This window comes from Paraburkholderia sp. J69-1 (assembly GCF_905220255.1).
Taxonomy (GTDB): domain Bacteria; phylum Pseudomonadota; class Gammaproteobacteria; order Burkholderiales; family Burkholderiaceae; genus Paraburkholderia.
The window spans coordinates 515,803-542,773 of record NZ_CAJMZG010000003.1 but is presented as its reverse complement, the minus strand read 5'-3'; the positions used below and the strand labels follow the sequence as shown (position 1 = coordinate 542,773).

Genomic DNA, 26,971 nt, shown 5'->3' with positions numbered 1-26,971 from the left:
ACAGATGGCCTACAGTCTAACGCGGCGTGGGACCCGAGTGCGCCCGGTTTGCGCTATTTCACGGCGAATAGCGTCAGGTTCATGAACACCCTGAACACTTCGCCGAGCGAAACCGCTCCGGCCACGCCGCCGCACCAGAGCAGCACGAACCAGAGCCAGCCGGGCAGGGCGCCCTTCCTAGTGATAGTGGTGAGCGTCGCCATGATTGAGCTTGCCTCTGAAAACCCAGTAACCGAGCGCCGTATAGGCGAGGATGATCGGCAGGATGACCGATGCGCCGATCAGCGTGAAGGTCTGGCTTTCGCGCGGTGCGGCGGCTTCCCAGAGCGTCAGATGCTGCGGGATCGCGTACGGCCACAGGCTCACCAGCAGGCCGATATAGCCCAGCAGCACGAGCGCGAGCGCGGCCACGAACGGCGTCTTGTGATGGCGCGACTGCACGGCCCAGCGCATCCACACGGCGCAGGCGATCACCAGCAGCGGCACCGGCGCAAGACGCCAGAACAGACCCGAGTAGAACCAGCGATTCGCAATCGACGGGTCTTGCAGCGGCGTCCACAGGCTCACGAGCGCAATGAAGCCGAGCAGCATGACCGTCAGCGGCCAGACCAGTTTGTGCAGACGGCGCTGCAGATCGCCTTCGGTCTTCGCGACCAGCCAGCAGCTGCCGAGCAGTGCATACGTGGCCACCAGACCGAAGCCCGAAAGCAGGGTGAACGGCGTGAGCCAGCCGAATGCGTCGCCCGCGAAATGGCCGTCCTGCATCGGAATGCCTTGCAGGAAGGAGCCCAGCGCGATGCCCTGGAAGAACGCCGCGCCCGTCGATCCGCCGATAAAGGCGAGATCCCACAGATGGCGCGTGCGGTTGGCCTTGGCGCGAATCTCGAACGACACGCCGCGGAAAATCAGGCAGGCGAGCATGAAAATCAGCGGCAGATAGAGCGCCGAGAGCACCGTCGAATACACGATCGGGAACACGGCGAACAGGCCCGCGCCACCCAGCACGAGCCAGGTTTCGTTGCCGTCCCAGACGGGCGCGACGGTGTTCATCATCAGGTTGCGCTCTTCCTCGTCGGGGAAGAACGGGAAGACGATGCCGATACCCAGATCGAAACCGTCCAGCACGACGTAGAGTAAAAGACCGAGCGCGATGATCGCGGCCCAGATGACGGTGACATCCATGTTGCGTTGCCTCGTTTCTGTGTGCGTGTGTGTTGGGGCTTTGAAGCTTCGCGTCAGGCGTCGATCAGTTGATCGGCGGCGGCCATCGGGCGGCGCGCGGTCTGGTTCGCGGCGAGCGCGGAGTGGGCTTCCACGACGCGTTCGCCGTGGCCGCCGTTATTGCCGTGACCGTCATGCGACGGCGCGCCAGGCAGCGCCGGACCCTTGCGCATCAGCTTGAGCAGGTAATAGATGCCCGTGCCGAACACGAGGAAGTACACGAACACGAAGGCCATCAGCGAAATGCCGACCTGCTGCGCCGTGAGCGGCGAAACGGCCTGCGAAGTGCGCATCACGCCGTAGACCACCCACGGCTGGCGGCCGGCTTCGGTCGTGATCCAGCCCGCGAGCAGCGTGATGAAACCGGTCGGGCCCATCAGCAGCGTGAAGCGCTGGAACAGACGCGATTCATACAGCGTGCCGCGCTTGCGCAGCCACCATCCGGTCACGCCCAGCACAATCATCAGGATGCCTAAGCCAACCATCACGCGGAAGGTCCAGAAGATCAGCGTCGAGTTCGGACGATCTTCGGGCGGGAAGGTCTTGAGGCCGCGAATTTCGCCGTCCCAGCTATGCGTGAGGATCAGGCTGCCGAGGTGCGGAACCTGCACGGCGTAGCGCGTGGTTTCGGCTTTCATGTCGGGAATGCCGAACAGGTTCAGCGCGGTGCCGCCGTGTTCCGTATCCCAGATGCCTTCGATCGCCGCGATCTTGGCGGGCTGATATTCACGCGTGTTCAGACCGTGCGCATCGCCCACGAACGCCTGGATCGGCGCGAGCACGAGCAGCAGACCCAGCGCCATCGAGAACATCTTCTTCACGGCCGGATCGCGGCGGCCCTTGAGCAGGTGCCATGCGCCCGTTGCGGCCACCACCAGCGCAGCCACGATAAAGGCGGCAATCGCCATGTGCGCGAGACGATACGGGAACGACGGGTTGAAAATGATCTTGAGCCAGTCGGTCGGGACGACGTGACCATCGACGATCTTGAAGCCTTGCGGCGTCTGCATCCAGCTATTCGAAGCCAGAATCCAGAACGTCGAAATCAGCGTGCCGATGGCGACCATCAGCGTCGCGCCAAAGTGCGCACGTTCGCTCACGCGATTCCAGCCGAACAGCATGATGCCGAGGAAGCCCGCTTCCAGGAAGAATGCGGTCATGACTTCGTACATCAGCAGCGGCCCGGTGACGGGGCCTGCGAACGACGAGAAGCCGGCCCAGTTGGTGCCGAATTCGTAGCTCATCACGACGCCCGACACCACGCCCATGCCGAAAGCCACGGCGAAGATCTTCGACCAGAAGTGGCAGAGCTCTTTGTAGAACGGTTTGCGGGTCTTGAGCCAGCACGCTTCGAGCACCGCGATAAAACTCGCGAGGCCGATGGAAAGCGCCGGGAAGACGATATGGAAGGACACCGTGAAGGCGAACTGGAGCCGGGCCAGGTCAAAGGCCGAGAGCGCCGGTATAGCGGGGAGGGACGGGTGCATGTGCGTGCCTGATGCTCTTTTTATACGTCGGAAAACTCCACATGACGCGCGAGGCGTCGTGCGATTTGACGTAAGCGTAGGGGAACATGGCCTGCTTTGCTGCGCTGCGATCTGCGCCAGCATGTCGCATGCACACCCGCTTCAAGCGCTCATCGACTGCGCTAAAGCATTGATAGCGATAAATTTCGGCGGAAGTTTTGCGATTGCTTGATTTATCGCAAGACGTGCGCGCTGCGGCAATATGCGTCAATTTTCGCGATGGTCGCGCGCGGTGCGTCAATTGGCCCAGGTGCGCGAAGAAACGGTGTTCGAACCGGCAATTTTTCTACGCTTTTTCTACGCTGACGAGGCGTAAAAAAAGCGCCACGGAGATCGTGGCGCTTCGAATGAAAATACTCAGGATGCCAATCTAATCGACTGCGAGACGATTAGCGCGGATCGCTCCAGAGCTTGCCCGCTGTCGCCCAGTTTTCGGGTTTGACGTCGTGGAAAATGATGTCGACGGATTGAGCGTCGCAGCCGAGCACCGCGCAGGTGGTTTCGGTCAGCGCGGCGGCGAGTTCGCGCTTTTTCTCGACGCTGCGGCCTTCGAAGAGTTCGATATGAAACGTGGGCATGGTGATCTCCGTGTTGGATGTTGCTGAAGCGATGAGGAATTCAATCCCGGTACGAGCGATCGATGCGGTCGAGCTTGCGCAGCAGCGCAGGCCATTCGAGCGCGCCTTCGATGGCGCCGCCGTCGAATAGCTGTTCGGCCGTGCGCGCGCAGATGTCGGGTGGCGGCGTCACGAGCGGCACGCCGCCCGCCTGCGCCTGCAACTGGATCTCGCAGGCCTTGATCAGCGTGGCCATCAGGACGAAGGCTTCGGCGACCGTGCGGCCGGTGGTGAGCGTGCCGTGATTGCGCAGCAGCATGGCCGGTTTGTCGCCGAGGTTCGCGGTCAGGCGCGTGCCTTCAGCGGGCGAAAAGGCGAGACCTTCGTAGTCGTGCCAGGCCAGTTGGCCGTAGAAACGCAGCGCGTGTTGCGAAGCGGGCAGCAGGCCGTCGCGCTGGATCGACACGGCAATGCCCGCCGTGTTGTGCAGATGCATCACGCAGACGGCGTCCGGCCGCGCGAGATGCACGGCGGCGTGCAGCGCGAAGCCAGTCGCGTTGACCGGGTGCTCGCTGTTGCCGACGATGCGGCCTTCGGTATCGATCTTGACGAGGTTCGAGGCGCGCACTTCGTCGAAGGCGAGGCCGAACGGGTTGATCAGGAAGCGGCCCGGCTCGCCCGGAATGGCGGCCGAAACATGCGTGTAGATGAGGTCGTCCCAGCCATGGAGCGCGATCAGGCGGTAGGCGGCGGCGAGATCGACGCGCAGTTGCAGCTCCGCTTCGGAGGGCGGCGTGGCGTCGGCGAAGCCAGCCGGGCGATGCGCGAATGACATGAGGTCTCCTTCTACGTCAGTGAGGTGGCGCGCGCGGCTTGGCTCAGCTTGCGCGGCGCCGATGCCGCGGCAGGCGCGCGGCAAGATGCACGGCCCAGCCCGCGAGCGCGAACGGCGCGGTCATCGCGGGCAGGCCCAGGCGCGTGGCGGCCAGATGGAGCGCCGCGGCAAGCATCGTCGCACAGATCGCGGCGCGCGGGCCGAGTGCGCTGGCGGCCAGCGCCGCAAGCGCGCCGTTGAAGCCGCACAAGCCGGCGGCGAAGCTGGCTGGCGGCGCGCCCAGCGCGTATTCGAGCGCGCTGGCGAGCGCCGCGCCGCCGAGCGCATAGGCCGCCGCACGTCGCGACGACCACGCGAGGCCCGCAAGCAGCACGAGACCGGGCAGCGCGCCGGTGGCGAAGACCGTTTGGGCGACGCCGCTGAGCACGCCTGCCAACGCGTCAGACGCGTCAGATGCGCCTCTGATGGCCATGGCGGACGATCCGGCTGCCACGCGTTCGCCGCCTGCGCCCAGCGTCATCCAGAGCCACGTCGCGGCCAGGCAGGGGGCCGAATACACGGCCAGGCGCGCGCGGCCCAGTGCGCGCACGAGCGGTGTGCCCAGCCAGGCGCTGAACGCCGCCGCGAGCAGCGCGAGCGCGAAGGCCGTGGCGGTATCGGCGGCGAAGGTGAAGGCGGCGAGGCCCGCGAGCGCACCGTTGAAACCGGCCAGGCCGTCGCGGATCGCATCGAATGGGGCGCGGCCGAGCAGCGCGCAGACATTGGCGGCCGTCGCGCCGATCAGCGCCGCGCAGGCCAGCCGCAGGTCGCAGAGCGCGAGCGCCGCGAGCACGCAGGCGCCGGTGCCCGCATGCTTTTGCAGCACGATCTGGCCGAGGCTGCGCAGCAGCGTGCGTACGGGCTCGGCGAGGCTGGCGGCGGAGTCGGGCGAAGCGGCGCGGGCGGGCGCGTGGGTGGACATGGTTGGCAAGGACGGAAGCGGAGCAGATCGACGATGCAGCGCCGTGCGCGCCGCATCGCGCAGGATAGGCGAAGCGGGCCCGCTTGCGCATGCGCGGGCGTTGATAGTCGCTATTTGCGGGCCTGAGCTACGATAGCCGCCATTGCCGTGCAGCAGAGTTGGGATCGATCAGTGTCTACTTAACAGTCACTAGGCAGCGGAGACGAACCATGCGTGAAGTGCGTTGGGCTTCGGAGGAAGGCGAGGGCATCGAGCATCTGGCGTTCGATGCGAGCGGCGGGGTGATCCGCGCGGAAAGCGTGGTGGTCGGGCAGCGTTACGGCAAGGCTTACGGCCTGTGCTACACCGTGCACTGCGATATGCGCTGGTGCGTGACCTACGCGGCGTTTCGCGTGATGGGCGGTGCGAGCTTCGCGATGCACGGCGACGGCCGCGGCCATTGGCGCGACGCGCAAGGACGCGCGCTGGACGAGATCGAAGGCTGCATCGATATCGATATTGCCGCCACGCCGTACACCAATACGCTGCCGATGCGCCGGCTCGGCCTCACGCGCGGCGAGCGCCGGCCGATCGACGTGGCGTATATCGCCGCGCCGGAACTCGTGCCCACGCGCGTCGCTCAGGCGTATGTCTGCATCGAGCCGGATCGGGAATATCGCTACGAAGGCATTTTTCGCGACTTCACGGCGAACCTGAAGATCGACGCAGACGGGCTTGTGCTCGACTATCCCACGCTGTTTCGCCGTTTGTCTGCGCTGGCGTGATTACGGCGTCTGTTGCGTGGCGGCGGCGTCGGGCGCATCGGCGGCGCGTTGATCGCTCTGCACGATATGCAGTTCGCGCGTGCGCAGCGGCAGCGCGAACTGTGCGTCGTTGAGCGTCTGGCGCACCTTGCGCGACAGTTCCCAGCGCATTTCCCAAAAGGTGTCGATATTCGACCAGACGCGAATGTTCAGCACTGCGATGCTATCGTCGAAGCGCGTCACCATCACTTGCGGCGCGGGCGCGGCCAGCACGCGCGGATCGGCCAGCGCGAGCGTGCGCAAGGCCTCGATGGCGCGGTTCACGTCGTCGCGCACGGAGATTTCCACTTCCAGATCGAGACGGCGCGTGGGATTGCGGCTGAAATTGCGGATCGAATTGCTCCACAGCGCGCTGTTCGGCACGTATTCGCAGATGCCGTCGGGCTTGGTGAGGCGCGTGGTGAAGAGATTGACTTCCTCGACGGTGCCCGCGACATTCCCGCCGCCGCCATCGATATAGTCGCCCACCTTGAAGGGGCGCAGCAGCAGCAACATGATGCCGGCCGCGATATTCTGCAGCGTGCCTTGCAGCGCGAGGCCGATCGCCAGACCGGCGGCGCCCAGCACGGCCACGATGCTCGCGGTCTGGATGCCGATCTGCGACAACGCGCCGATGATCGCCACGAGGCGCACGCCCCACACAGCGCTGTCACGCGCGATCGGGCGCAGCGTGGCGTCGATGCTGCTCTGGCGCGAGAGCCAGTGGGCCACGCGCCGGGAGATCCACCAGCCGATCCAGATGATCGCCACGGCCGCGCACAGGCGCAGCGCGAAGGCGGTGAGCGCGTCCCAGAGGAAGCTCCAGTTGGTCGGATGAACGTGCACGAGTAGCGATTGCATGAGCCGAAGGTCCTCGAAGTATGCGGCCGGGCCGGCGCGCAGCCGGCTCGTGGAGAGGACCTATTTTACGGGCGCACGTACAGATTAGCGCTTCGTCGCGACGATAAAGAGGCGCGGGAACGGTAGCAGGACCGTGCCATCGGCCAGAGCAGGATAGGCCTGTGCAATTGCCTCGCGATAGCGCGCCGTGAAGGCGGCGCGTTCGTCGTCACTCGCGAGGGCAGCGAGAAACGGCCGCAAGGCGCTGCCCTTGAACCACTCGACGACGGCATCCGGGCCGCCCGCGAGCGGATGGTGATAGGTCGTGCGCCACACCTCCACGCGTGTGCAAAGCGGCGCGAGCAGCGCGTAATAGTGCCGGGCGTCGAAGCGGGCGGTGCGCTCCACGCCTTTGAGTCGTTGCGCCCAGGGCCCGGACGCCGCGATGTCCCGCAACAGGCGATGCGCCGGTTCGTCGAGATTGTCGGGCATCTGTACCGCCAGATGTCCACCCGATGCGAGTCGCTGAACCAGTTGCGCGAACAACGTGTTGTGATCGGGCAGCCATTGCAAAACGGCATTCGCGAGGATCAGATCGTAGCCGGGCGTATCGCGCTGCGCGCCCGCGCTCCATTGTGCGATATCGGCGAGTGTGAAGCGGGTTTGCGGCAGGCGCTGGCGTGCCGCATCGAGCATATCCGCCGATGCGTCGAGCCCGCTCACTTGCGCTTGAGGCACATGAGCGATCAGCAGTTCGGTGGAATTGCCCGGCCCGCAACCGATGTCGATGGCGCGCCGGACCGCCGTTTCGGGAACGGCAGCCAGCAGGTCGCGCACGGGCCGCGTGCGCTCGCTTTCGAACTGCACGTATTGCTGCGCGTAGCCGTTGCGGCCGGTATCGGTTGCGCCCGTCATGGTGTTCTCCTGATGGCTGCTGCGTCGTGGGATGCGCGTATTCTGGCCGTCGGCGGGAAATCAGTAAAATGAAATAAGTTGACCGATTGATTCAAAATTCTGATGAAAATTGACACGCTCGGCGTGCAGGCATTCGTGGCGATTGCGGAAGGCGGCAGCTTCCGGCAGGCCGCGCAAACGCTCAATGTCACGCAAACCGCCATTACGCAGCGGCTGCTCAAGCTCGAATCGTATCTGGGTGTCGTGCTGATCGAGCGCACCACGCGCCATTGTGCGCTCACGGAAATCGGCGCGCGTTTTTTGCCGCAGGCGCGTCGGCTGCTGGGCGAGCTTTCCGATGCGCTCACCGAAATCCGCGAGACCGGCATGAGCCAGCGCGGCGATGTGTCGATCGCCTGCGTGCCGACCGTCGGCGTGCAGTATCTGCCGCGAGTGTTGCGGCGCTTTTCGGCGAGCCGTCCGCACGATCGCGTGCGCATACTCGATCATGCGTCGGCGCATGTGCGTGCCGCGGTGCTGCGACGCGAAGCGGAATTCGGCATCGGCGTGGCGGGCGAGCAGCATCCCGAACTGGCAAGCGTGCCGCTCACCAGCGATCCTTATGTGCTGGTTTGCCGCGACGATCATCCGCTTGCGAAGCGCAGACGTGTGAAATGGTCGGCATTGGGCGCGCACGCCCTGATTTTTGCGGGCGAGGTGAGCGCGAATCGCGGGCTGCTCGATGTGGCGCTCGAAACGAATGGCGTGAATCTGCGGGCGTTTTACGAGGTGCAGCGCAGTTCGACTGCGCTGGGTCTGGTCGCGGAAGGTTTAGGCGCCGCGGTCGTGCCGCGCCTCGCGGTACAGAAAGACGTTTTTCCGATGGTGCGCGTGATCGAACTGATCGAGCCGGCCGTGTCGCGCACACTGGTGCTGCTCACACGCAAGGCGGCGCATCTCTCGCCCGCGGCGCAGGCGCTCTACGACATGCTGCTGGACCAGTGAGCGTCGCGCAAAAAGTGCACGCGGCACGGTGATTGCGCAAGTCTTGTTCGTGCAGGCGCTGTTTGCCTGCGTCGTTCTGCCTTTCCAGTCAAGGAGGCATTCAAGGAGGAATCGATCATGAACAAGGCAAGCAGCACGTTAATCGCGGCGCTCGCCGCATTGGCCATGTCGGGCGGCGCTTTTGCGCAGACGAGCGCGGGCTCGAACGGCAGTACCGGCAGCACGGCCAGCCCCGCGACGAATCAGATGAACGGGACATCGAGCGGCTACGGCATGCCCGGCGCAGCACGGTCGGACAGCGGCATGGGCAACAACGCGCCCGGCTGGAACCAGCAGAACAACATGACGAATCAATCGACGACGCCCACGCCTCCGCCCAAGACCAACAACACGCTGGCGACGCCTAGCGTGGTCTCGCCGGTGGGCCATCAGTAAATGCCATCAGTAAATCAGTAAGCCGCAGACGCTGGGGTTTTCCCCGCCGTTCTCCTTTATCGGTCGCATGAAAGCGCCGCTGCGCCGCAAACGCAGCGGCTTGCTGTGTTATCGAATCGGAACCTTATTTTTCTGAAATTGAGTGACATATGATATTAAAGTGCGGCGAGGCAGAAGCCGCTAAAATTCGGGTGTAGCCGTTCGCATGCCATTCACTCTCTCGCAGCCGGGAAAGAACCATGAATCTAGCGGACTTTATCGAAGCGGATCTCGACGGAATCATCGACGACTGGACCGACTACGCGCGCGCCATCAGCCCGGCGGACAGTCATCTCCAGGACGTGCAGTTACGCAATTCCGCGCGCGAACTGCTGCTGGGAATCGCCGCCGATATGCGTGTCTCGCAGAGCGCCGCGCAACAGGAAGCAAAATCGCACGGCGAGCGTCCCGATCCAGACTCGACATTCAATCAGATTGGTCGTGGCCACGCCGATGACCGGCAGGCGCACGGCTTCGGCATCAACGCGCTGGTGGCCGAGTATCGCGCGCTGCGTGCGAGTGTCCTGCGCCGCTGGCAACGTACCGGCTCGCTCGACATCACCGCGTTTCAGGACATGATCCGCTTTAACGAGGCGATCGATCAGATGGTGGCGGAGTCGGTCCGGCAATTCGCGCAGCGCACCGAACGCATTCGCGATCTGTTCGCCGGCGTGCTGGCGCACGATATGCGCTCGCCCGTGGGGGCGATCCTGAATTCGGCGCAAGTGGTGTTGCGCGATGAAAATCTCGCGCCGCTGAGCTTGCGGGCGACAACGAATCTGCAACGCAGCGCGGAACGTCTGAAACTGCTGATCGACGATCTGTTTGTTTTTACGCGCGTGCGTCTGGGCGATACGTTGCCGGTTGAATTCACGCAGCAGGATTTTGGCCGACTGTGTCGCGGGGTGGTCGATGAAGTGCTGGCGGCAAGGCCGGATGCGCAAATCGAAACGCAATCGGCGGGCGAACTGACGGGCGTGTGGGATGCTGCCCGCATGAATCAACTGATTGCCAATCTGGTCACGAATGCGGTTCAGTACGGCAGTGGGATGGTGCGCGTGAAAGCGGCCGGCGACAGTCAGCAAATCGTGCTGACGGTTTCGAACGAAGGCGCGCCTATTCCGGCGAGGGCGTTGCCCACTCTTTTCGATCCCTTGACGCGCGCCGATCCACTCAATGATTCAGCACGCGCATCATCGGGCGTTGGCCTTGGGCTCTATATTTGCCGCTGCATCGCGCAGGCCCATCACGGCACGATAGGCGTCGAATCGGATGAACACGCCACGGCATTCACCGTGAAGATTCCGCGCTTCCCTGCTAAAGCGTAATAACGGCATTCGACGTTTGATTCGTGATCCGGATTAATTGTCGGGCGAGCTGGCTGAGCCGTCGCCCAGCGTGCGCTGCATGAGCGCCGTATCGCGCCACGCGCCATGCTTGAATCCCACCGCCCGCAACGTCCCCACGGGCTCGAAACCCAAACTCGCATGCAGCGCCAGCGAACCGCCTTGCGGGTCCGCCACCACGGCGATCATCTGCCGCCACGGCCCGGCCTCGCAACGCTCGATCAGCGCCGCGAGCAACATGCGGCCCAGTCCGCGGCCGCGAAAGGCTTCGTCGATATAGATGGAATCTTCGACGGTATAGCGATACGCCGGTCTCGGCCGATACGGCGTGGCGTAGCAATAGCCAGCCACGCGAGCGTCGATTTCGGCGACGATCCACGGCAGGCCGTGTTCGCGCACGGCGGCGTGACGGCGCAGCATTTCGTCGAGCGAAGGCGGCGTTTCCTCGAATGAAGCGGCGCCGTATTGCACGTGATGCGCGTAGATGGCCGCGATGGCGGGGAAGTCGGCGGGCGTGGCGTCGCGCAGCAGCGGCGCGGCAGTGTGCGGTTCGTTCATGATCGGCATGCGGATTGGCTGCGCCGCGCGGTGAGCGCGGCGCTCGCGTCCACTATGCCCTGCGCGCGTGTCGAAATGAAGCGCGTCAAAATTCGCGCATCGGCGAGATCAACCCGCGCGCGCCGGGGCGACCGTGGCGCGTCCGAAACGCCGCGCGCCCGCCACGCAGGCGATCACGATAGCCGTCACCGCGATCATCGCGGGCGGCACGGCTTCGTGGAGCAGCAACGCGGCCAGCACGAAGCCGAAGAACGGCTGCAGCAACTGCAACTGGCCGACACCCGCGATGCCGCCCAGCGCCAGGCCGCGATACCAGAACACGAAGCCGATCAACATGCTGAACAGCGACACATAGCCGAGTCCCCACCACGACGCCGCGCTCACGGACGCAAACGAGGCGGGCATGAGCCACCACGCGAGCGGCGCCATCACCGGCAGCGAAATCACCAGCGCCCAGCAGATCACCTGCCAGCCGCCGAGCCGGCGCGACAGCCGCGCGCCTTCCGCATAGCCCAGCCCGCAGACGACGATGGCCGCGAGCATCAGCGCATCGCCGATGGGCGAAGCGTTGGCGCCGTGGCGCAGCGCGAAGGCGACCACAGCGGCGCTGCCGAGCGCGGAAAACAGCCAGAACGCCGCTTGCGGACGCTCGCCGCCGCGCAGCACGCCGAACAGCGCCGTGGAAAGCGGCAACAAGCCGACGAAGACGATCGCATGCGCCGAGCTGACATGCTTGAGCGCCAGCGCCGTGAGCAGCGGAAAACCCACCACCACGCCCAGCGCTACGATCACGAGCGGCCAGACTTCGCGGCGTTCGGGCCGCGCCGCGCGAAACAGCACGAGCAGCAAGGCGCCGAGCACGCCCGCGAGTGTCGCGCGCGCGCCGGTCAGAAAGAGCGGATCGAGGCCGAGCACGGCCAGCCGCGTGGCCGGCAGCGAGCCGCTGAAGATGAGTACGCCGGCGAGGCCGCAGAGCCAGCCATCGGTGGAGGCATCGAGGGGTTTGCGCATGAAGTCAGTATGAAGGATGGCCTGGGCCGATCGGCCGATCATGCGCGCGCGCGGGCAAACCGGTAAGCTAAGCATCAGTACAATTTCGACAAACTGTATTGAATACGGAGCAGTACAGATGGAAGACACGCACCCGGCTATGTACCAGACAGCGCATGCGGCGCTCACCCGCGTCGAGCAGGTGATGCAGGCCGTGCGCGAGCGCATCGCCACGCGCGCGCTCGCGGCTGGGGCGCGCGTGCCGTCGATCCGCATGATGAGCGAGCAGATGGGCGTGTCGAAGTCGACCGTGGTGGAGGCTTACGAGCGTCTGGTGGCGGAAGGCGCGCTGGCGGCGCGGCGCGGTTCCGGGTTCTTCGTGGCGGGGCACGCCGCTGCGCTGGTGCGGGCAACCGGTAGCGCGCCCGGCCCGAACATGGACCGTGAAATCGATCCGCTCTGGCTCACGCGCCAGTCGCTCGAAACCGATGCGCGTGCGCTGCGTCCCGGCTGCGGCTGGCTGCCCGCTTCGTGGCTGCCGCAGGACGCGGTGCGTCGCGCCTTGCGCGCCATCGCCCGCGACCCGCGCGCGCAACTGACCGATTACGCCACGCCGCTCGGCTCGCCCGCGCTGCGTCAGCATCTGGCATGGCGGCTCGGCCAGCACAGCATCGACGCCGCGCCCGAACAGATCGTGCTGACCGACGGCGGCAGCCAGGCGCTCGATATCGTCTGCCGCTTTCTGCTCGAACCGGGCGATACGGTGGTGGTCGACGATCCGTGCTACTTCAATTTTCAGGCGCTGTTGCGCGTGCATCGCGTGCAGATTGTGAGCGTGCCGTACACGCCCACCGGCCCCGATCTGGCGGCGTTCGAGCGCGTGCTCGCGGCGCACCGGCCGCGTCTTTACGTGACGAATTCGGCGATCCACAACCCGACCGGCGCGACGCTCGCGCCCACGGTCGCGCACCGGCTGCTCAAGCTCGCGGAAGAACACAATCTGCTGATCGTCGAGGACGATATTTTCGCCGACTTCGAGACCGATCCCGCGCCGCGCCTCGCAGCCTTCGACGGCCTCGCGCGCGTGGTGGCGATCGGCAGTTTCTCGAAGACCATGACGGCGGCCGCGCGCTGCGGCTATATCGCGACGCGTGCGGACTGGGTCGAACCGCTCGTCGATCTCAAGCTGGCGGTGTCGTTCGGCAATGGGGAACTGGCCGCCGATCTCGTGCAGCGTCTGCTGGTGGACGGCACGTATCGGCGCTATCTGGATGGACTCCGCGCGCAACTGGCGGATGCCATGGGCGACACGCTGCGGCGACTGGCATCGGCGGGCTTGACGGCGTGGACGCGCCCGCAGGCCGGCATGTTGTTGTGGGCGCAACTACCGGATGGACTCGATGCCGCGCAGGTCGCGCGCGAGGCGCTGGCGGACGGCGTGGTGCTCGCGCCGGGCAATGTCTTCAGCGTGTCGCGCAATGCCGGCCGCTTTCTGCGTTTCAACGCTTCGCAGTGCAACCGGCCCAAGGTCTACGAGACCTTGCTACGCGCGATGGAGCGCGCTGCTACGCCCGCTTGAGCGAAATCGCCAGCGGGCGGCGCAACACAATCGCGCCTCGAAACATCAAGGCTCGTGACGCAGATAGCCTTCCTTGCTCGGATCGCGCATGCGCCACGAGACGATCAGCGAGATCGCGCACAACGCGCTCACGTACCAGTAGAACGTGGTTTCGCTGCCGATCGACTTGAACCACAGCGCGACGTATTCTGCCGTGCCGCCGAACAGCGCGTTCGCAACCGCATACGAAAGGCCCACGCCCATCGCGCGCACGGCGGGCGGGAACATTTCGGCCTTGATGAGCCCGCTGATCGACGTATAGAAGCTGACGATGGCGAGCGCAAGCGTGATGAGCCCGAATGCGGCGAATGGGCTCGACACGTCCTTGAGCGCGTGCATCAACGGCACCGTGCCGATGGTTGCGCACACACCGAAAAGTATCATCGACTGACGGCGGCCGATGCGATCCGACAGCGCGCCGAACAGCGGCTGCATCAGCATGTAGACGAACAGCGCGCCGGTCATCACGTTGCTGGCGGTTTTCGCGTGCATGCCCGCCGTGTTGACGAGGTACTTCTGCATGTAGGTCGTGAACGTGTAGAAGATCAGCGAGCCGCCGGCGGTGAAACCCACCACCGTGAGGAACGCGCCCTTGTGCTGCCACACGCCGCGAATCGTGCCGGCGTCCTTGCTGTGGCGCGATTCGCTGGTCGAGGTTTCGTCGAGCGATTTACGCAGATAGAGCGAGATCAGCGCGGCTGCTGCGCCCACGACAAAGGGAATGCGCCAGCCCCACGCCTTGAGTTCTTCGGTCGAGAGCGTCTGTTGCAGGATCACGAGCACCAGCAGCGCGCAAAGCTGGCCGCCGATCAGCGTGACGTACTGGAACGACGCGAAGAAGCCGCGGCGGCCTTTCAGCGCCACTTCACTCATGTAGGTTGCGCTGGTGCCGTATTCGCCGCCGACCGAAAGGCCCTGGAACAGGCGCGCGATCAGCAGCAGCAGCGGCGCGAACGCGCCAATCTGCGCGTAGGTCGGCAAAACGGCGATGACGAGCGAACCGCCGCACATCATCAGCACGGAAATCATCATCGCGGTGCGGCGGCCGTGGCGGTCGGCGATACGGCCGAACAGCCAGCCGCCGATCGGGCGCATCAGGAAGCCTGCCGCGAACACGCCGGCGGTGTTCAGCAGCTGCGTCGTGGTGTTGCCGCTCGGGAAGAAGGCGGGCGCGAAATAGAGCGCGCAGAACGAGTAAATGTAAAAGTCGAACCACTCGACCAGATTGCCCGATGAGGCGCCGACGATGGCGAATACGCGGCGGCGGGTGTCGTGCGCGTCCGGGACGACGGGGGGAGTCTTGACGTCCATGAGGGGTCTCCTTTTGTCTGTCTGTCATAGCGCCGGCCGCTGCGATATTGCGGATATTGCGGCCGGGCAATGGCGGATTGTAATTTATGGCATGGAAAATGAAAGAAAAAGCCCGGCACGCAGGCCGGGCAGGGGATAAAGGGGACGATCGGGCGGCTATCGAAAGCGCCGCCGATGTGCGCTTATTGATGCGTACGCAGCGGCGCGTTGCGCATGAACCACGAGAGCGCGAAAGCCAGCACGACCACGCACGCCGCCGCGAGATAAACGGTATGCAGCGCGCCCGCGAAGGCGTCGAGATACTGCGCGTGCAGCGCGGGCGGCAGATGGCGGATCACTTCGGGCGTGAGCGGCTGGGGCAGTTCGACATCGGCGCTGATGAGGGCGGCGAGGCGCGTATGCAGCCCGTGCGAGAACACCGCGCCGAACGCGGCCACGCCCACCGAGCCGCCAATCGAGCGGAACAGCGTCGCGCCCGAGGTCGCCACGCCCATGTGGCGAAACTCCACCGTGTTCTGCACGGCCAGAATCAGCACCTGCATCACCATGCCGAGCCCGCAGCCGAGCAGCCCCATGTACAGATACATATGCGAGAGCGGCGTGGCGATTTCGAGCCGCGCGAGCAGCATCATCGCCACGGCCACGCAGGCGGTGCCGGCGATCGGAAACGCGCGGTACTTGCCGATCTTGCTGATGATGCGGCCTGCCACCATCGACATGATCAGCACGCCGCCCATCATCGGCAGCATCTGCACGCCGGCCTGCGAAGGCGTCGAACCTTTGACGACCTGCAGATACAGCGGCAGGAACGTGACCGAGCCGAACAGCGACACGCCCACAATGAAGCCGATCAGGCTCGACAGCACGAAGGTGCGCTCGCGAAACAGCGCCAGCGGCATGATGGGTTCGACCGCGTGTTTCTCCTCGTGGATGAAGCCCGCGACAGCGACCACGCCCATCAGCAAGGTGAGCCAGAGTTGCGGCGAATTCCACGGCAGCAGCGAGCCGCCTTCGCTGGTAAAGAGGATCAGGCAGGTGAGCGCGGCGGCCAGCCAGCCCGCGCCCATATAGTCGATCACGTGTTTGACCTGCGCGACGCGCGGCTTGAACACGGCGCCGATCACCACCAGCGCAAGCGCGCCCAGCGGCAGGTTGATATAGAAAATCCAGCGCCAGGACAGATGCTCGACGAGAAAACCGCCCAGCAGCGGCCCGACCACGGTGGCGAGACCGAACACGCCGCCGAACATGCCTTGATACTTGCCGCGCTGCGCGGGTGGGATGACGTCGCCGACGGCCGCCATCGTCACGACCATCAGACCGCCGCCGCCGATGCCTTGCAGCGCGCGCAGCGCGATCAGTTGCGGCATGTTCTGCGCGACGCCGCACAGCGCCGAGCCGATCAGAAAGATGACGATGGCCGTCTGCAGCACGATCTTGCGGCCGAACAGGTCGCCAAATTTGCCGTACAGCGGCACGACGATGGTGGACGTGAGCAGGTAAGCGGTCACGACCCACGAAAGCCGGTCGAGCCCGCCCAGTTCGCCGACGATGGTGGGCAGCGCCGTCGACACGATGGTCTGGTCGAGCGCGGCCAGCAGCATGACGAGCAGCAGCGCGGGGAACAGCAGGCGCAGCGGCGGGTGAGACTGCGCGGCGCTCTCGGCTAACGCAGGTTCGTTCGCGGTGGGCTGAGTGGTGGTTTGCATCGGGGAATCTCCAGCCTTGTGAAGCTTTGAAGGCATCGGGAATCTTGAAATTAATTAACGCGACGATTAATATTAGGATAATTCCGGTTGCCGGTCAAAGCCATTAGAAGTAACGAGATGAAAGAGTCGAACGAAACGAAGGTGAAGAAGCCGGCTGTTCACGCCGATGAGGCTGCGGAACACGTTCAGGCACCCAAAACTGCGGTGCGCCGCCCAGGGCGCCCGAGCGGCAGCGCGGGCGGCGGGGCCGAGCAGCGCGAGCGCCTGCTGGACGCCGCGCTGGCGCTGTTCGCGCGCCAGGGCATTCTCGATACGACGCTGGCCGCCATCGCGCGCGAGGCGGGCGTGACGTCGGCGATGGTCCACTATTACTTCAAGACGCGCGACCAGTTGATCGACGTGTTGATCGACGAGCGTTTCATTCCGCAGCGCGCCGCGTTTGGCGGCTGCTTCGAGGCGCATCCCGACGATCCCGTGGCGGCGCTCACGGCGCTCACGCGCCGCTTTGTCGAAGTGGGGCAGGCCAATCCGTGGTTCGCGCCGCTGTGGGTGCGCGAGGTCATCAGCGAAGGCGGGTTGTTGCGCCAGCGTATGCACGAACGTTTCGGCCAGGCGCAGCAGCATCGCGTGCACGAGGCCATCGTGCGCTGGCAGCGCGAGGGCAAGCTCAACCCGGCGCTGGAGCCGTCGCTGCTGTTCCAGTCGCTGCTCGGCCTCACGCTGCTGCCGCTCGCCACCGCGCCGGTCTGGCGCAACGACGTCGTGCCGCGCAACGTTGGCGCCGAGGAAATCGCCCGTCACGCCGTCGCGCTCATCACCCAGGGCATACGGCCTGCTTGAGGCGTAGACCCGCCGTAGACCCCGCGTAGTCCCGGGCTGGCGCCGTACGTGGCGCGTGGTACGCTGCGCCTCGCAAGCCGGGGCGCGCAGCGCACGGCATTCCCTTCGTCGAGGTCCGTCTGTCTCCGAAAAAATCCGCTTCCGCTTCCGCTCCCGTGATCGTCTGGTTTCGCGACGATCTGCGTCTGGCCGACCAACCCGCGCTCGCGCACGCCGCTGCGACCGGGCAACCGCTGATCTGCCTCTATATCCATGATCCGCAGGCCGCTGGCGAGCGCGCGCCCGGCGGCGCGATGCGCTGGTGGCTGCACGGCACGCTGGCGGCGCTCGATGCCGCGCTGCACGAGCAGGGCGGACGCCTCCTGATCATGGAGGGCGCGCAGGGCGAGGTGATCGACGCCTGTATCGCGGCGACCGGCGCGACCGGCGTGTTCTGGAACCGCCGTTATGGCGGCAAGGAGCGTGAAGCCGATGCGGCGCTCAAGGCGCGTCTGCGCGACAACGGCCTGACGGTCGAAAGCTTCAACGGCGCGCTGATGTACGAACCGTGGACGGTGCTCAACCAGTCCGGCGAGCCGTTCCAGGTCTACACGGCGTTCTGGCGCGCCTGCCGCCGCGTGGGCGACCCGCCGCCGCCCGAATCTGCGCCGGAACGGATGATTTTTCAATCGCTACCGGCAGGACTTACCCGCAACGCATCGAAGCTCGCCGATCTCGGCTTCCTGCCCCAGAAGCCCGACTGGGCTGGCGGCATGCGCGAAGCCTGGCAGGCGGGCGAAGAAGCGGCGCTGGAGCGACTGCGCACCTTTCTCGCCGACGATCTCGAAGCCTACGCCGACGAGCGCGACGAACCGAGCGTCGCGGCAACCAGCCGGCTTTCGCCGTATCTGGCCGTTGGCGCGATCTCGCCGCGCCAGGCGTTCGCGGCGCTCAAGCATGCGCAGCACGGCCGCCATGGCGGCTCGCCCACGCGCCGCGAAACCAGTGCCGAAAAATTCCTCAGCGAATTGGGCTGGCGGGAGTTCTGTTACTACCAGCGCTTCCACTGGCCCGATCTCGCCGAACGCAACCTGCGCGCGGCCTTCGACGCCATGCCCTGGCGACGCGACGCCAAGGGGCTGCGCGCCTGGCAGCGCGGGCTGACGGGGTATCCGCTCGTCGATGCCGGCATGCGCGAGCTGTGGCACACGGGCTGGATGCATAACCGCGTGCGCATGGTGGTGGCGTCTTTCGTCGCCAAGCATCTGCTGATCGACTGGCGCGAAGGCGAGGCGTGGTTCTGGGACACCCTGGTGGACGCCGATGGCGCGAGCAATCCCGCCAACTGGCAATGGGTCGCGGGCTGCGGCATGGACGCGGCGCCGTACTTCCGCATCTTCAATCCGGTCCTGCAGGGCCAGAAGTTCGATCCGCGCGGGCTGTACGTGCGCCAATGGGTGCCCGAACTCGCGGGCCTGCCCGACAAGATGATCCATCAGCCCTGGAAGGCCAGCGAAGCGCAGCTGGCCGAGGCTGGCGTGCGCCTGGGCAAGGACTATCCGCTGCCGGTCGTCGAGCACGATATGGCGCGCCAGCGGGCGCTCGAAGCGTTCGCGAAAACCGGCAAAGGCAAACATCTCGCCGCCGATGACGACGAAGAAAAGCCCAGGCGCAAAGGAAAGTCACAGAAATAACAGGCTGCGCGGCTGTCATCGGCGTGACGCTGGCGGCAGTTATCGTGCGCGCGGCTGAACGCACGGCATCAATATTGCTCTAATGGAGCGCCCGGTCACGCAGAAGCAGGTGTCCGGGACGGGTTGCCATGCGAGCCGCGCCGCCTGCCCGGCCGCGTGGCAAGCCAAACAGACAGAACGGCATTCAAGCAAACACAATGAACGCAGTACACAAGCTCGACCAGACGACCATCGTGCTGGTCGAAGACGACCCGCAGAGCCGGGACTCCCTCACTTCGCTGCTGGAAGCGGAAGGTGCCCGGGTCGTAGCGGTGGAGGACGCCGAAACCGGCGTCGAAGCAGCACTCAGCCTGCTCCCCGATGCCGTGGTGTGCGATCTCGATCTGCCCGCGATGGACGGTTTTTACCTGATCCAGCGCCTGCGCGACCACGAGATTCGCGGCGATCACGCACCGGCGGTCGCCGTGGCGCTGACCGGCCACACCGACGAAAGCTGGCGCTTGCGCAGCATCGGCGAGGGCTTCCAGCACTTCATGACCAAGCCGGCCAAGCCGGAGGCGCTGGTCGCGTTGCTCAGCGACGCGATCGACGCACGCCAGTCGTCCTGATGGTTTGACGGAGCGCGGCGGCGCGTGAGGCGGCTTCGGCCTTGGCCTTGCATCGCTGCCTGCGCGTTGCGCCATTCGCGCGCGGTTTGAATGCCGCGCGGGAAATGCGCGGCCTGGACGCTGCGATTCAGCCCTTAAATTTCAGCCGCTAGATACGGAAGGAGTTGAGGCGATCAGGAGTGTGCGGCGGCGCTTGCGCCTTGCGCGCCGGCCTGCTCGTTCGCCTGGCATTGCGCGCAGACGCCTTTCAATTCGATCCCGTCGCCCGAGAGCCGATAACCCGCCGCTTCGATCTGCGCGACCAGCGCCTGGCGCAGTTTCGGCTCGTGCAGTTCGGTGACGTTGCCGCATTGCTGGCAGACCACCAGAATGCCGTGCTGGCATTGCGTGAGATCGTGGCAGACGGCGAATGCGTTGATCGATTCGATACGGTGGATCAACCCGGCCGAGAGCAGAAAGTCGAGTGCGCGATAGACCGTCGGCGGCGCCGATCCAGGATGGATCTGGCGCATTTCGTCGAGCAGGGAATAGGCCTTGGTCGCGCGGCCCGACGTCATCAACAGTTCAAGCACCTTGCGGCGGATCGGCGTGAGCTTCTCGCCGCGTTCGCGGCAATAGGCTTCGGCCAGCGCGAGTGCGCTTTCGAGCGATGCCGCACTCGACGCACCCTGTTCATTCGTGCCGCCCGCTGCGTGACTGTGGCCGTGCGCATGCGCGTGATCGTGCGCCGCGTGGGCGTGATCATGATCGTGTGCGTGGTCGTGCGCCGCGCTGTGCGCATGCAGGGCCGAGGTGTCCGGGGACGGTTTTGCTGTCTTCATGCTGCGATTATACGGGGCACGCCGCGCGCGCGCCCGGCGTGCCGGGCGCGGCTTCGTTGCGCCGCTCAGGTGAGCGGCAGGTCGATGTACTTGCGGAAACCCTGGCGCTGCGCCAGCCGCTGATACCAGCGATCGAGATTCGGCAAGGTGGGGCGCTCGACGCCTTCAAGGCCGTACCAGCGCCGCGCGAACGAACCCAGCACGATATCGGCGAGCGTGAAGCGCTCGTTTTCCAGGAAGAAGCGGCCTTGCAGATGCTGGTCGAGCAGCGTCCACAGCGCGGCCGTACTGGCGAGGTCGGCTTCGATCTTCGCGGCGTCGCGCTGTTCGGGCGGCGTGCGCACGAGTGCGAGAAACAGCGGCCGCTCGGCTGGCGCGAGCGTGCCGATCGACCAGTCGAGCCAGCGCTCGATGCCGGCGCGCGCTTTCGGCTCGGCCGGATAGAGCATGCTCGACGGGCCGTATTCCATCGCCAGATAGCGCAGGATCGCGTTCGATTCCCAGAGCACGAAGTTGCCGTCTTTCAGCGTCGGCACCTTGGCGTTCGGATTCATGGCGAGATAGTCGGGCTCGTCGAGATGGCCGAACTTGCCGCCCGCATCGATGCGCTCGAACGGCAGCACCAGTTCGTCGCAACACCACAGCACTTTCTGGACGTTCACCGAGTTGGCGCGTCCCCAGATTTTGATCATCCGGTGCACTCTCCTTTGCAGCAAAAATCAGGGTAAAAGGCGCTCGTCAACAGCGCGCAATACGCTTCTATGGGGATACGTTCTAACCAGCATAGGCGCTGGGCGTCACGGCGCAACGAACGCGAACGTCCTAACCCCAGGCCGACGCGCCGATCATCGTGCCCACGCGCGCCTGCGCGTTCCACCAGATCACGCGCAGCAGCGGCGCCTGTTGCGCGATATAGATGGCCTGGACCGGGTCGCTTTCGATGAAGTGCGTCACGCCGCAGCGCACGGCCGCAGCGGCCTTGTGCGCGGCGGCGCCCGACGGCGTGTCGTCGTGTTCGCCCGGCGTGCGCATCATCAGTTCCAGGTGGCCGAAACCATGGCGATCGAGCCACGCCTGGGTGCGTTCGCGGTCGACCTCCGGGCGGCCCGTGATGATCGCGCGGGCGCGTTTGATGTCGATATCGGGAATGCGGTCGAGCGGCAACAGCGCGTCGCGTTCGGCCAGGGCGGCTTCGAGATCCTCGTCGTAGCGCATCAGCGGAATATCGGGCAGCAGGATGCCGTCGAGATCGATTGCGTAGACGGTGTACTCGTGGTCGTCGGCCATCGAGGCGCCTTCGCGCGCGCCCTCGCGCACCCAGTCGGCGCGATAGCGGTCGGTGTAGGCCTGGCGCTCCCACGGGAACAGCGCGAAATAGCCGCTCGCGTCGATCGAATAATCCGGGCGCAGACGGCTCAGATCGTCGTAGGCGCCGGTGAGCGTGCGTACCACGATGCCGTGTTCGCGCAGGAACGCGATGCAGTCGACCAGCGTGTGGCCGCGCCCAGCGATGTCCTCGCAGAGCAGCACCTTGGCGCCCGGTTCGGGCATCGGCAAGGTGGAGTCCCAGCGCACTTCGCGCGTTTCGCGGGTGTAGCGCAGGAACGCGACGCTTGCGCCGGTGGCGTGCGACACCATCAGCGCGAGCGGCGCACCGCCGCGCAGGATGCCCACGACAACATCGAATTTCTCCTCGATCAGCAACGGTTGCAGCGATTCGACCCAATGGTCGAGCTGTTCGTAAGTGAGCGGAACGACGGGTTTATTCATTTGATGGCAAATGCAGCACGATGACGGTCAGATGCACGACGCTCGCGAATGTGTGAGCGAAGAACACGTCTATTGTCGGATCAATGTTTGACGATATTATGCCTATGCTTGCCGTCTCATGCAGACCGGCGAGGCTCGCGCGCCCAGACTGGCCAAGCCGGCCATGATGGGGCGCGATCGCGAAAGCCGATGACCACACGACCATCACGCGCCAGGGGGCGAGCAGATGCAGGATCGCATTGTCCTGGAGAACAGGCAGGAAACGAATCGCGACGAAAGCCGGCACACAGACCGGCCCGCAAGTGTCGAACGCAGGCGCTTCACTCTCGCGCTGGCGGGCCTGCTGAGCGCGGCTGCCTTGCCGTTGCCGCGCCCGGCGCGGGCGGCGGCGGGCGGCGCGCTCGCGCTCGACGTCGACGGCCAGGTGCGCGTGACCAATAACGCTGCGCACACGGCCTATCATTTCAGCGAAGCCGATCTGCTCAAGCTGCCCGTGCATGCGATCTCGACCGCCACGACCTGGACGCCGCGCTCGACCTTCACGGGCCCGCTGCTCACCGACGTGCTGAAAACCGTCGGCGCTTACGGCAGCCAGATCGAAATCCACACCATCGACGATTACACCTGTCTCGTGCCGATGTCCGATGCCGCGCGCTTCGGCGCCGTGCTGGCCTACGCGATGAACGGCCAGCGCCTGAAGGTGAGCGACTTCGGCCCGCTGTTCCTGATCTATCCACGCGACCAGTTCCCGCTCGAACTCGACGGCGCGGCCGGCGATTCCAAGTTCGCCTGGCAGATCGTTTCGATGACCATCAAGGCCTGAGTTTTACATCGATGAGTTCGACGATGATGCATCGTCCGCTGCGGCGCTTTCTTCATGTGCTGATCTGGATCGTCGCGCTCGCGCCGCCGGTGATGGCGGTCGGCTATCTGCTCTACGCCAATCTGCTCAATCCCAAGGTCGTGCAGCGTCTCACCGGCAACTACGACGGCCTTTACTGGGACGCCGCGCAGATGCAGATCGCCTACGCGCGCTTCGAAAGCCAGTTGCTGATTTACGCCGATGGCATCGATCGCGATCTCGACAAGGTGCGGCTGCGCTACGAACTGCTGCAATCGAAGCTCAACGTGATGAAGGGCTCGACGCGCACGCTCGCGGGCATGCCCGACCTGATGCAGCGCCAGCAAGCCGATCTCGCCGTGATCGACGCGACCATCGCGCCGTTCGACGCGCAGATCGCCACGCTCGCCGAAAACCCCGAGCGCGCCGTGCCGATGCTCACCGCGCTCGACACGCACTGGACCGACGTCACCGACCTCGCGCTCAATCGTCGTTTCGCCGATGTCACGGAGCGCGAGGCGATCCGCCGCGACTTCATCGCCAAGCGCCGCGAACTGTTTGCGGCGGGGCTGGTGTTGCTGATGCTGTCGGCGGCGGCGGCCGTGCTGCTGGTGATGAACGGCTACCGGCGCACGCGTCTGATTCGCCAGCAGCACGCGGCGCTGGAGGCCGAACACCAGGCGAGCCGCGCCGCGCGCGAGGCGAGCATGGCGAAGGACGCGTTCCTCGGCATGATCAGCCACGAGTTGCGCACGCCGCTGCATGCGATCGTTTCGTCGATCGAACTGCTGGGCTTCAACTCGCATTCGGAAGCGGACCGCAAGGTGATCCAGCGACTCGAAACGGCCGCGCGCCAGCTCGAAGCGCAGATGAAGGATCTGACCGATTACGCGCGTCTTGGCGCGGGCAAGCTGGAACTGCGCCAGGAGGAGTTTTGTCCGCGCGAACTGCTGCAGTCGATCGTCGATGAAAACGAGCAGGCGGCGCGTGCGCGCGGGCTGGCGTTCGACCATGCGTGGCGCGGTTTGCAGCGCTGCGTGGTGGCCGATCCGCACCGCATCCGCCAGATCGCCAACAACCTCGTGACCAACGCGATCCGCTATACGGAGCGCGGTACGGTGCGTATCGAATTCGCCGCGAGCGACGAAGGTGCGAACGGCGCGCAGGCGCTCGCGATCAGCGTGAGCGATACCGGGCCGGGGGTGTCGGCGGCGCAGATTCCGCTGATCTTCAAGGAGTTCACGCAGCTCGATTCGTCGCGTGCGCGGCGCTACGAGGGCGCGGGGATGGGGCTGGCGATCGTGCGCGGGCTGGTCGATCTGTTCGGCGGCACGATCGAAACCGATAGCCGCGTGGGCGAGGGCACGACCTTCACGGTGACGATTCCGGTCACGGCGGTGCCGCCGCCCGTGGCCGAAACGCTCGCGCCGCCGGTGCGCGAGGAAAGCGTGCAGCCGCAGGTGCTGGTCGTCGACGACAACCCGCTGGTGCGCGAGTCGCTGTGCGAGATGGTGGCGCATATGGGCTACGCGGCGCTGGCCGCAAGCGACGCGGATGGCGCGCTCGCCAGCCTCGACGCCACGCCTTGCGATGTCGTGCTGCTCGACCTGCATATGCCGGGCCGCGATGGCTATGCGTTCGTGGCGGGGCTGGATGCGCGCGCGGGTGCGCAGGCGCGCAAACGTCCGCGCGTGATTGCCGTGAGCGCCGATGTCACGGCGCTTTCACCATCGGCTCAAAGGGAGAATGGGGCAGAGAATCCGTTCTTCGACGCGCTGCCGAAGCCCGTGCACTACGAAGTGCTGCGCGCGGCCTTGCAGCGCGCGTTCAATGCGCCGCAGGACGAGCGCGCGCTCTAGCCGCGGTTTTCAGGCGCGACGTGTTTAGCTGCGATTCAGTCGCTTGGAGAGATCGGCGACCAGAATCGCCATACGCGCGGGCTTCTCATAGCAGGCCACGTTGTAGTGGCGCACCACCTGGCTGATTTCCGATTCGCTGGCCTTGCCGGTCAGCAGTTCGCCGGTCAGCACGAAGATCGGCGCTTCCGGGTTCTCGGACGCGCGCACCTGGCGGATCGCCTCGGCGGCGGTCTGGCTGCCGAACAGCCAGTCGATCACCACGCCGTCGAACACGTTGTTTTCGAGCGCCTGCGTGAATGCCGCGAGGCCGTAGAGCGCATGCGCCGCGTAGCCGCTGTGCTCCAGATAATCGCGCAGATTGTCGGCGGACGTCTGATCGTCGTCGACCACGGCGATCAGCGGCTTGTCGGCCTCCGCGCGGCGCGGGTAGATCTCGATCTTGTGGACTTCGCGCGTGTTCTGATAAAGCGCGCCGTCCGGGCGCACCACGCGCCATTGGCCCTGCTTCTCGTACGCGACGAAGTCGGGGCGCGTGCCCGCTTCCACCGGCGCGCCAATCCACGCCGTACAGGCAAGCTCCACCGCGCTCACGCACAGCAGCGCATCCTGCGCGGTCGCGCCCACCATGCCGGGATCGAGCAGTTGCGCGCCGAACAACTGGCCCGCCGGCTCGCCGAATGCTTCAGCTACCCTGGTGATCTGCGCGAGCGTCCACGGGCTGTTGCCGCGCAGCTTGCGGTGCCCTTGCGAAAAGCTCAGCTCGAGAATCCGGCATAGCTCGGTCGTCTGCTGACGCTTGCCGATTCCATGACGGCTCATCAGCTCGCGTACGCGCTCCGCGACCGCGGCCGAGTCGGTTGTGTGTGCAACGTTCGACATACTGCTAATGGGGTGATGGAGTCGGAATTGGGCTAATTATCGCGTGCCGCAGTGCCGCCGCCGGGACGAATAATCCTGACAGAGGAAGGGCGCACAATATTCTAAACGCATCATTTGACAATCGCTCAAGCTTTTGTATGACAACATTAAGGGTCAAATCACACCGATGCAAACACCCGCTCGCAGCCTGGTAAAAGCCCGTAGACACGCATCCCGCGAACGTCACGCGTGTCTGCGACAATGAACTTTGTACGCGCATTTCACGAGCCGGGGCTCGGGTTTGTCCTTTCAGGCCGATTACGGTCGCATAACGACATTGGGATGGGAAAGCTTGAACGAAATCAATATGCAGGCATCGCGCGAACACGTAGCCGGGCAGCGCCGCTCCGGCGCTCATGAGCGGGAAATCCGCCATTTTGGCGTACCGTATTACAGCCAGTGGGGCAGCCCGGAGTGGGTGGCGCGCATCGTCGAGGACGCGATCGATCCTTGCGACGATCCGGCCTGGCGTGCGAGCGGTTTCGCGACTGCCGACCAATACCGCTTCTGGGCAAAGCGCCTGTGCGGTTTGACCTGCTTCGAATCCGCGCTCGATTACTGGGGCATCGATCACGCGCCGCGCGCGGTCATGCTCGAAGAAGCCTTGCGTCACGACGTCTACCGCATGCGCGACGATGGCGGCGTGGACGGCATGATCTATCACCCGTTCGCCGCGTGGGCGGAATCGGCCTACGGCGTGCGCGTCGAAGTGATCACCGATGAAGACATCAAGGCGAGCGCCGCGCGATTGAGCGCCGATACGCTGGCGATCGTTTCGGTGAGCCCGGAGATCCGCTATCCCGAACGCGCCAACGACAGCCAGGGCGGCCATCTGATCCTGCTGCACGGCCGCAGCGATGGCGGCGTGTGGTTCCACAATCCGTCGGGCGTGGCGCCGTACCAGGCCGATGCCTGGTTGCCCTACGAAACCGTGGCGCGTTTCCACGCGCGGCGCGGCATGGCGCTCACGCGCATCGTCGAAGACAATCTGGCCGAATAAGCGGATACGGCGCG

At 65.4% G+C, this 26,971-nt stretch carries 27 protein-coding genes; 11 read left to right on the top strand and 16 right to left on the bottom strand.

Going from position 1 to position 26,971, the window contains the following annotated elements:
• Positions 1-53: 53 nt before the first annotated feature.
• The 6 genes from U5A67_RS08070 to U5A67_RS08045 all read right to left on the bottom strand — a co-directional run bounded on the left by U5A67_RS08070 (position 54) and on the right by U5A67_RS08045 (position 5,100).
• Positions 54-203 carry a hypothetical protein gene (locus tag U5A67_RS08070; protein WP_321813645.1) on the bottom strand — a complete coding sequence of 50 codons (150 nt, stop codon included), beginning with the start codon at positions 201-203 and terminating at the stop codon, positions 54-56.
• On the bottom strand, positions 178-1,182 hold the full coding sequence (gene cydB, locus U5A67_RS08065) for a cytochrome d ubiquinol oxidase subunit II (protein WP_205987308.1): 1,005 nt from the start codon (positions 1,180-1,182) through the stop codon (positions 178-180). Before cydB ends, U5A67_RS08070 begins: the two co-directional genes overlap by 26 nt.
• A 53-nt stretch (positions 1,183-1,235) precedes the next feature.
• The gene (locus tag U5A67_RS08060; protein WP_321813644.1) at positions 1,236-2,708 is read right to left on the bottom strand and encodes a cytochrome ubiquinol oxidase subunit I; all 1,473 of its coding nucleotides are present in this window, start codon (positions 2,706-2,708) and stop codon (positions 1,236-1,238) included.
• Between the two features lie 428 nt (positions 2,709-3,136).
• Positions 3,137-3,325 carry a 4-oxalocrotonate tautomerase gene (locus U5A67_RS08055; RefSeq protein WP_205987309.1) on the bottom strand — a complete coding sequence of 63 codons (189 nt, stop codon included), beginning with the start codon at positions 3,323-3,325 and terminating at the stop codon, positions 3,137-3,139.
• Positions 3,326-3,365: 40 nt separating this feature from the next.
• Positions 3,366-4,139, bottom strand: coding sequence for a class II aldolase/adducin family protein (locus tag U5A67_RS08050; protein ID WP_321813643.1), 774 nt, complete (start codon positions 4,137-4,139; stop codon positions 3,366-3,368).
• A 43-nt stretch (positions 4,140-4,182) separates the two neighbouring features.
• A complete protein-coding gene (locus U5A67_RS08045) occupies positions 4,183-5,100 on the bottom strand; it encodes an urea transporter (protein WP_321813642.1) in 918 nt (305 codons plus the stop codon).
• Positions 5,101-5,309: 209 nt separating this feature from the next.
• Here U5A67_RS08045 and U5A67_RS08040 point away from each other — a divergent pair, with 209 nt between their 5' ends.
• Positions 5,310-5,864: a putative glycolipid-binding domain-containing protein gene (locus U5A67_RS08040; protein WP_321813641.1), complete on the top strand. Its 555-nt coding sequence runs from the start codon at positions 5,310-5,312 to the stop codon at positions 5,862-5,864.
• Here U5A67_RS08040 and U5A67_RS08035 read toward each other — a convergent pair whose 3' ends face one another.
• Entirely contained in the window at positions 5,865-6,743 is an 879-nt protein-coding gene (locus tag U5A67_RS08035) for a mechanosensitive ion channel family protein (RefSeq protein WP_321813640.1), read from the bottom strand.
• Between the two features lie 84 nt (positions 6,744-6,827).
• Positions 6,828-7,637 (bottom strand): trans-aconitate 2-methyltransferase, encoded by an 810-nt coding sequence (gene tam, locus U5A67_RS08030; protein ID WP_321813639.1) that lies wholly within the window; start codon positions 7,635-7,637, stop codon positions 6,828-6,830.
• A gap of 102 nt (positions 7,638-7,739) precedes the next feature.
• On the opposite strand from tam, the gene U5A67_RS08025 reads away from it, so the two are divergent.
• The 3 genes from U5A67_RS08025 (at position 7,740) to U5A67_RS08015 (ending at position 10,423) form a co-directional block, all read left to right on the top strand.
• On the top strand, positions 7,740-8,621 hold the full coding sequence (locus U5A67_RS08025) for a LysR family transcriptional regulator (RefSeq protein ID WP_321813638.1): 882 nt from the start codon (positions 7,740-7,742) through the stop codon (positions 8,619-8,621).
• 117 nt (positions 8,622-8,738) lie between these two features.
• A complete protein-coding gene (locus tag U5A67_RS08020; RefSeq protein ID WP_321813637.1) occupies positions 8,739-9,056 on the top strand; it encodes a hypothetical protein in 318 nt (105 codons plus the stop codon).
• A 239-nt stretch (positions 9,057-9,295) separates the two neighbouring features.
• Complete coding sequence (locus U5A67_RS08015) at positions 9,296-10,423, top strand: HAMP domain-containing sensor histidine kinase (protein WP_321813636.1); 1,128 nt, start codon at positions 9,296-9,298, stop codon at positions 10,421-10,423.
• 33 nt (positions 10,424-10,456) lie between these two features.
• Here the strand turns inward: U5A67_RS08015 and U5A67_RS08010 are convergent, their stop codons facing one another.
• Both U5A67_RS08010 and U5A67_RS08005 read right to left on the bottom strand, forming a co-directional pair.
• Positions 10,457-10,999, bottom strand: coding sequence for a GNAT family N-acetyltransferase (locus U5A67_RS08010; RefSeq protein WP_415767787.1), 543 nt, complete (start codon positions 10,997-10,999; stop codon positions 10,457-10,459).
• A gap of 108 nt (positions 11,000-11,107) precedes the next feature.
• Positions 11,108-12,010: a DMT family transporter gene (locus U5A67_RS08005; protein ID WP_321813634.1), complete on the bottom strand. Its 903-nt coding sequence runs from the start codon at positions 12,008-12,010 to the stop codon at positions 11,108-11,110.
• A gap of 184 nt (positions 12,011-12,194) precedes the next feature.
• Between U5A67_RS08005 and U5A67_RS08000 the strand changes: the two genes are divergently transcribed.
• Positions 12,195-13,568, top strand: coding sequence for a PLP-dependent aminotransferase family protein (locus tag U5A67_RS08000; RefSeq protein WP_321813687.1), 1,374 nt, complete (start codon positions 12,195-12,197; stop codon positions 13,566-13,568).
• A gap of 45 nt (positions 13,569-13,613) precedes the next feature.
• Here the strand turns inward: U5A67_RS08000 and U5A67_RS07995 are convergent, their stop codons facing one another.
• Together U5A67_RS07995 and U5A67_RS07990 are read right to left on the bottom strand one after the other, a co-directional pair.
• A complete protein-coding gene (locus tag U5A67_RS07995) occupies positions 13,614-14,918 on the bottom strand; it encodes an MFS family transporter (protein ID WP_205987112.1) in 1,305 nt (434 codons plus the stop codon).
• Positions 14,919-15,100: 182 nt separating this feature from the next.
• Complete coding sequence (locus U5A67_RS07990; RefSeq protein WP_321813633.1) at positions 15,101-16,627, bottom strand: MDR family MFS transporter; 1,527 nt, start codon at positions 16,625-16,627, stop codon at positions 15,101-15,103.
• 117 nt (positions 16,628-16,744) lie between these two features.
• On the opposite strand from U5A67_RS07990, the gene U5A67_RS07985 reads away from it, so the two are divergent.
• From U5A67_RS07985 to U5A67_RS07975, 3 genes are all read left to right on the top strand, one after another.
• The gene (locus U5A67_RS07985; RefSeq protein WP_321813632.1) at positions 16,745-17,467 is read left to right on the top strand and encodes a TetR/AcrR family transcriptional regulator; all 723 of its coding nucleotides are present in this window, start codon (positions 16,745-16,747) and stop codon (positions 17,465-17,467) included.
• Positions 17,468-17,622: 155 nt separating this feature from the next.
• Positions 17,623-19,140 carry a deoxyribodipyrimidine photo-lyase gene (locus U5A67_RS07980; RefSeq protein ID WP_321813631.1) on the top strand — a complete coding sequence of 506 codons (1,518 nt, stop codon included), beginning with the start codon at positions 17,623-17,625 and terminating at the stop codon, positions 19,138-19,140.
• A gap of 197 nt (positions 19,141-19,337) precedes the next feature.
• Positions 19,338-19,748, top strand: a complete 411-nt coding sequence (locus U5A67_RS07975) for a response regulator (protein ID WP_240161245.1) — start codon at positions 19,338-19,340, stop codon at positions 19,746-19,748.
• Between the two features lie 173 nt (positions 19,749-19,921).
• On the opposite strand, the gene U5A67_RS07970 is transcribed toward U5A67_RS07975, so the two are convergent.
• The 3 genes from U5A67_RS07970 to U5A67_RS07960 form a co-directional block, all read right to left on the bottom strand.
• Entirely contained in the window at positions 19,922-20,569 is a 648-nt protein-coding gene (locus U5A67_RS07970) for a Fur family transcriptional regulator (RefSeq protein ID WP_321813630.1), read from the bottom strand.
• A 65-nt stretch (positions 20,570-20,634) separates the two neighbouring features.
• On the bottom strand, positions 20,635-21,261 hold the full coding sequence (locus tag U5A67_RS07965) for a glutathione S-transferase family protein (RefSeq protein ID WP_205987107.1): 627 nt from the start codon (positions 21,259-21,261) through the stop codon (positions 20,635-20,637).
• A 130-nt stretch (positions 21,262-21,391) separates the two neighbouring features.
• Entirely contained in the window at positions 21,392-22,339 is a 948-nt protein-coding gene (locus U5A67_RS07960) for a phosphoribosyltransferase (RefSeq protein WP_205987106.1), read from the bottom strand.
• 226 nt (positions 22,340-22,565) lie between these two features.
• Between U5A67_RS07960 and U5A67_RS07955 the strand changes: the two genes are divergently transcribed.
• Positions 22,566-23,162 carry a molybdopterin-dependent oxidoreductase gene (locus tag U5A67_RS07955; protein WP_321813629.1) on the top strand — a complete coding sequence of 199 codons (597 nt, stop codon included), beginning with the start codon at positions 22,566-22,568 and terminating at the stop codon, positions 23,160-23,162.
• Between the two features lie 11 nt (positions 23,163-23,173).
• Positions 23,174-25,039 (top strand): hybrid sensor histidine kinase/response regulator, encoded by a 1,866-nt coding sequence (locus tag U5A67_RS07950; protein WP_321813628.1) that lies wholly within the window; start codon positions 23,174-23,176, stop codon positions 25,037-25,039.
• 24 nt (positions 25,040-25,063) lie between these two features.
• Here the strand turns inward: U5A67_RS07950 and U5A67_RS07945 are convergent, their stop codons facing one another.
• The gene (locus U5A67_RS07945; RefSeq protein ID WP_321813627.1) at positions 25,064-25,918 is read right to left on the bottom strand and encodes a helix-turn-helix domain-containing protein; all 855 of its coding nucleotides are present in this window, start codon (positions 25,916-25,918) and stop codon (positions 25,064-25,066) included.
• Between the two features lie 346 nt (positions 25,919-26,264).
• Here U5A67_RS07945 and U5A67_RS07940 point away from each other — a divergent pair, with 346 nt between their 5' ends.
• Entirely contained in the window at positions 26,265-26,957 is a 693-nt protein-coding gene (locus U5A67_RS07940) for a C39 family peptidase (RefSeq protein WP_321813686.1), read from the top strand.
• The last annotated feature ends 14 nt before the right edge of the window (positions 26,958-26,971 follow it).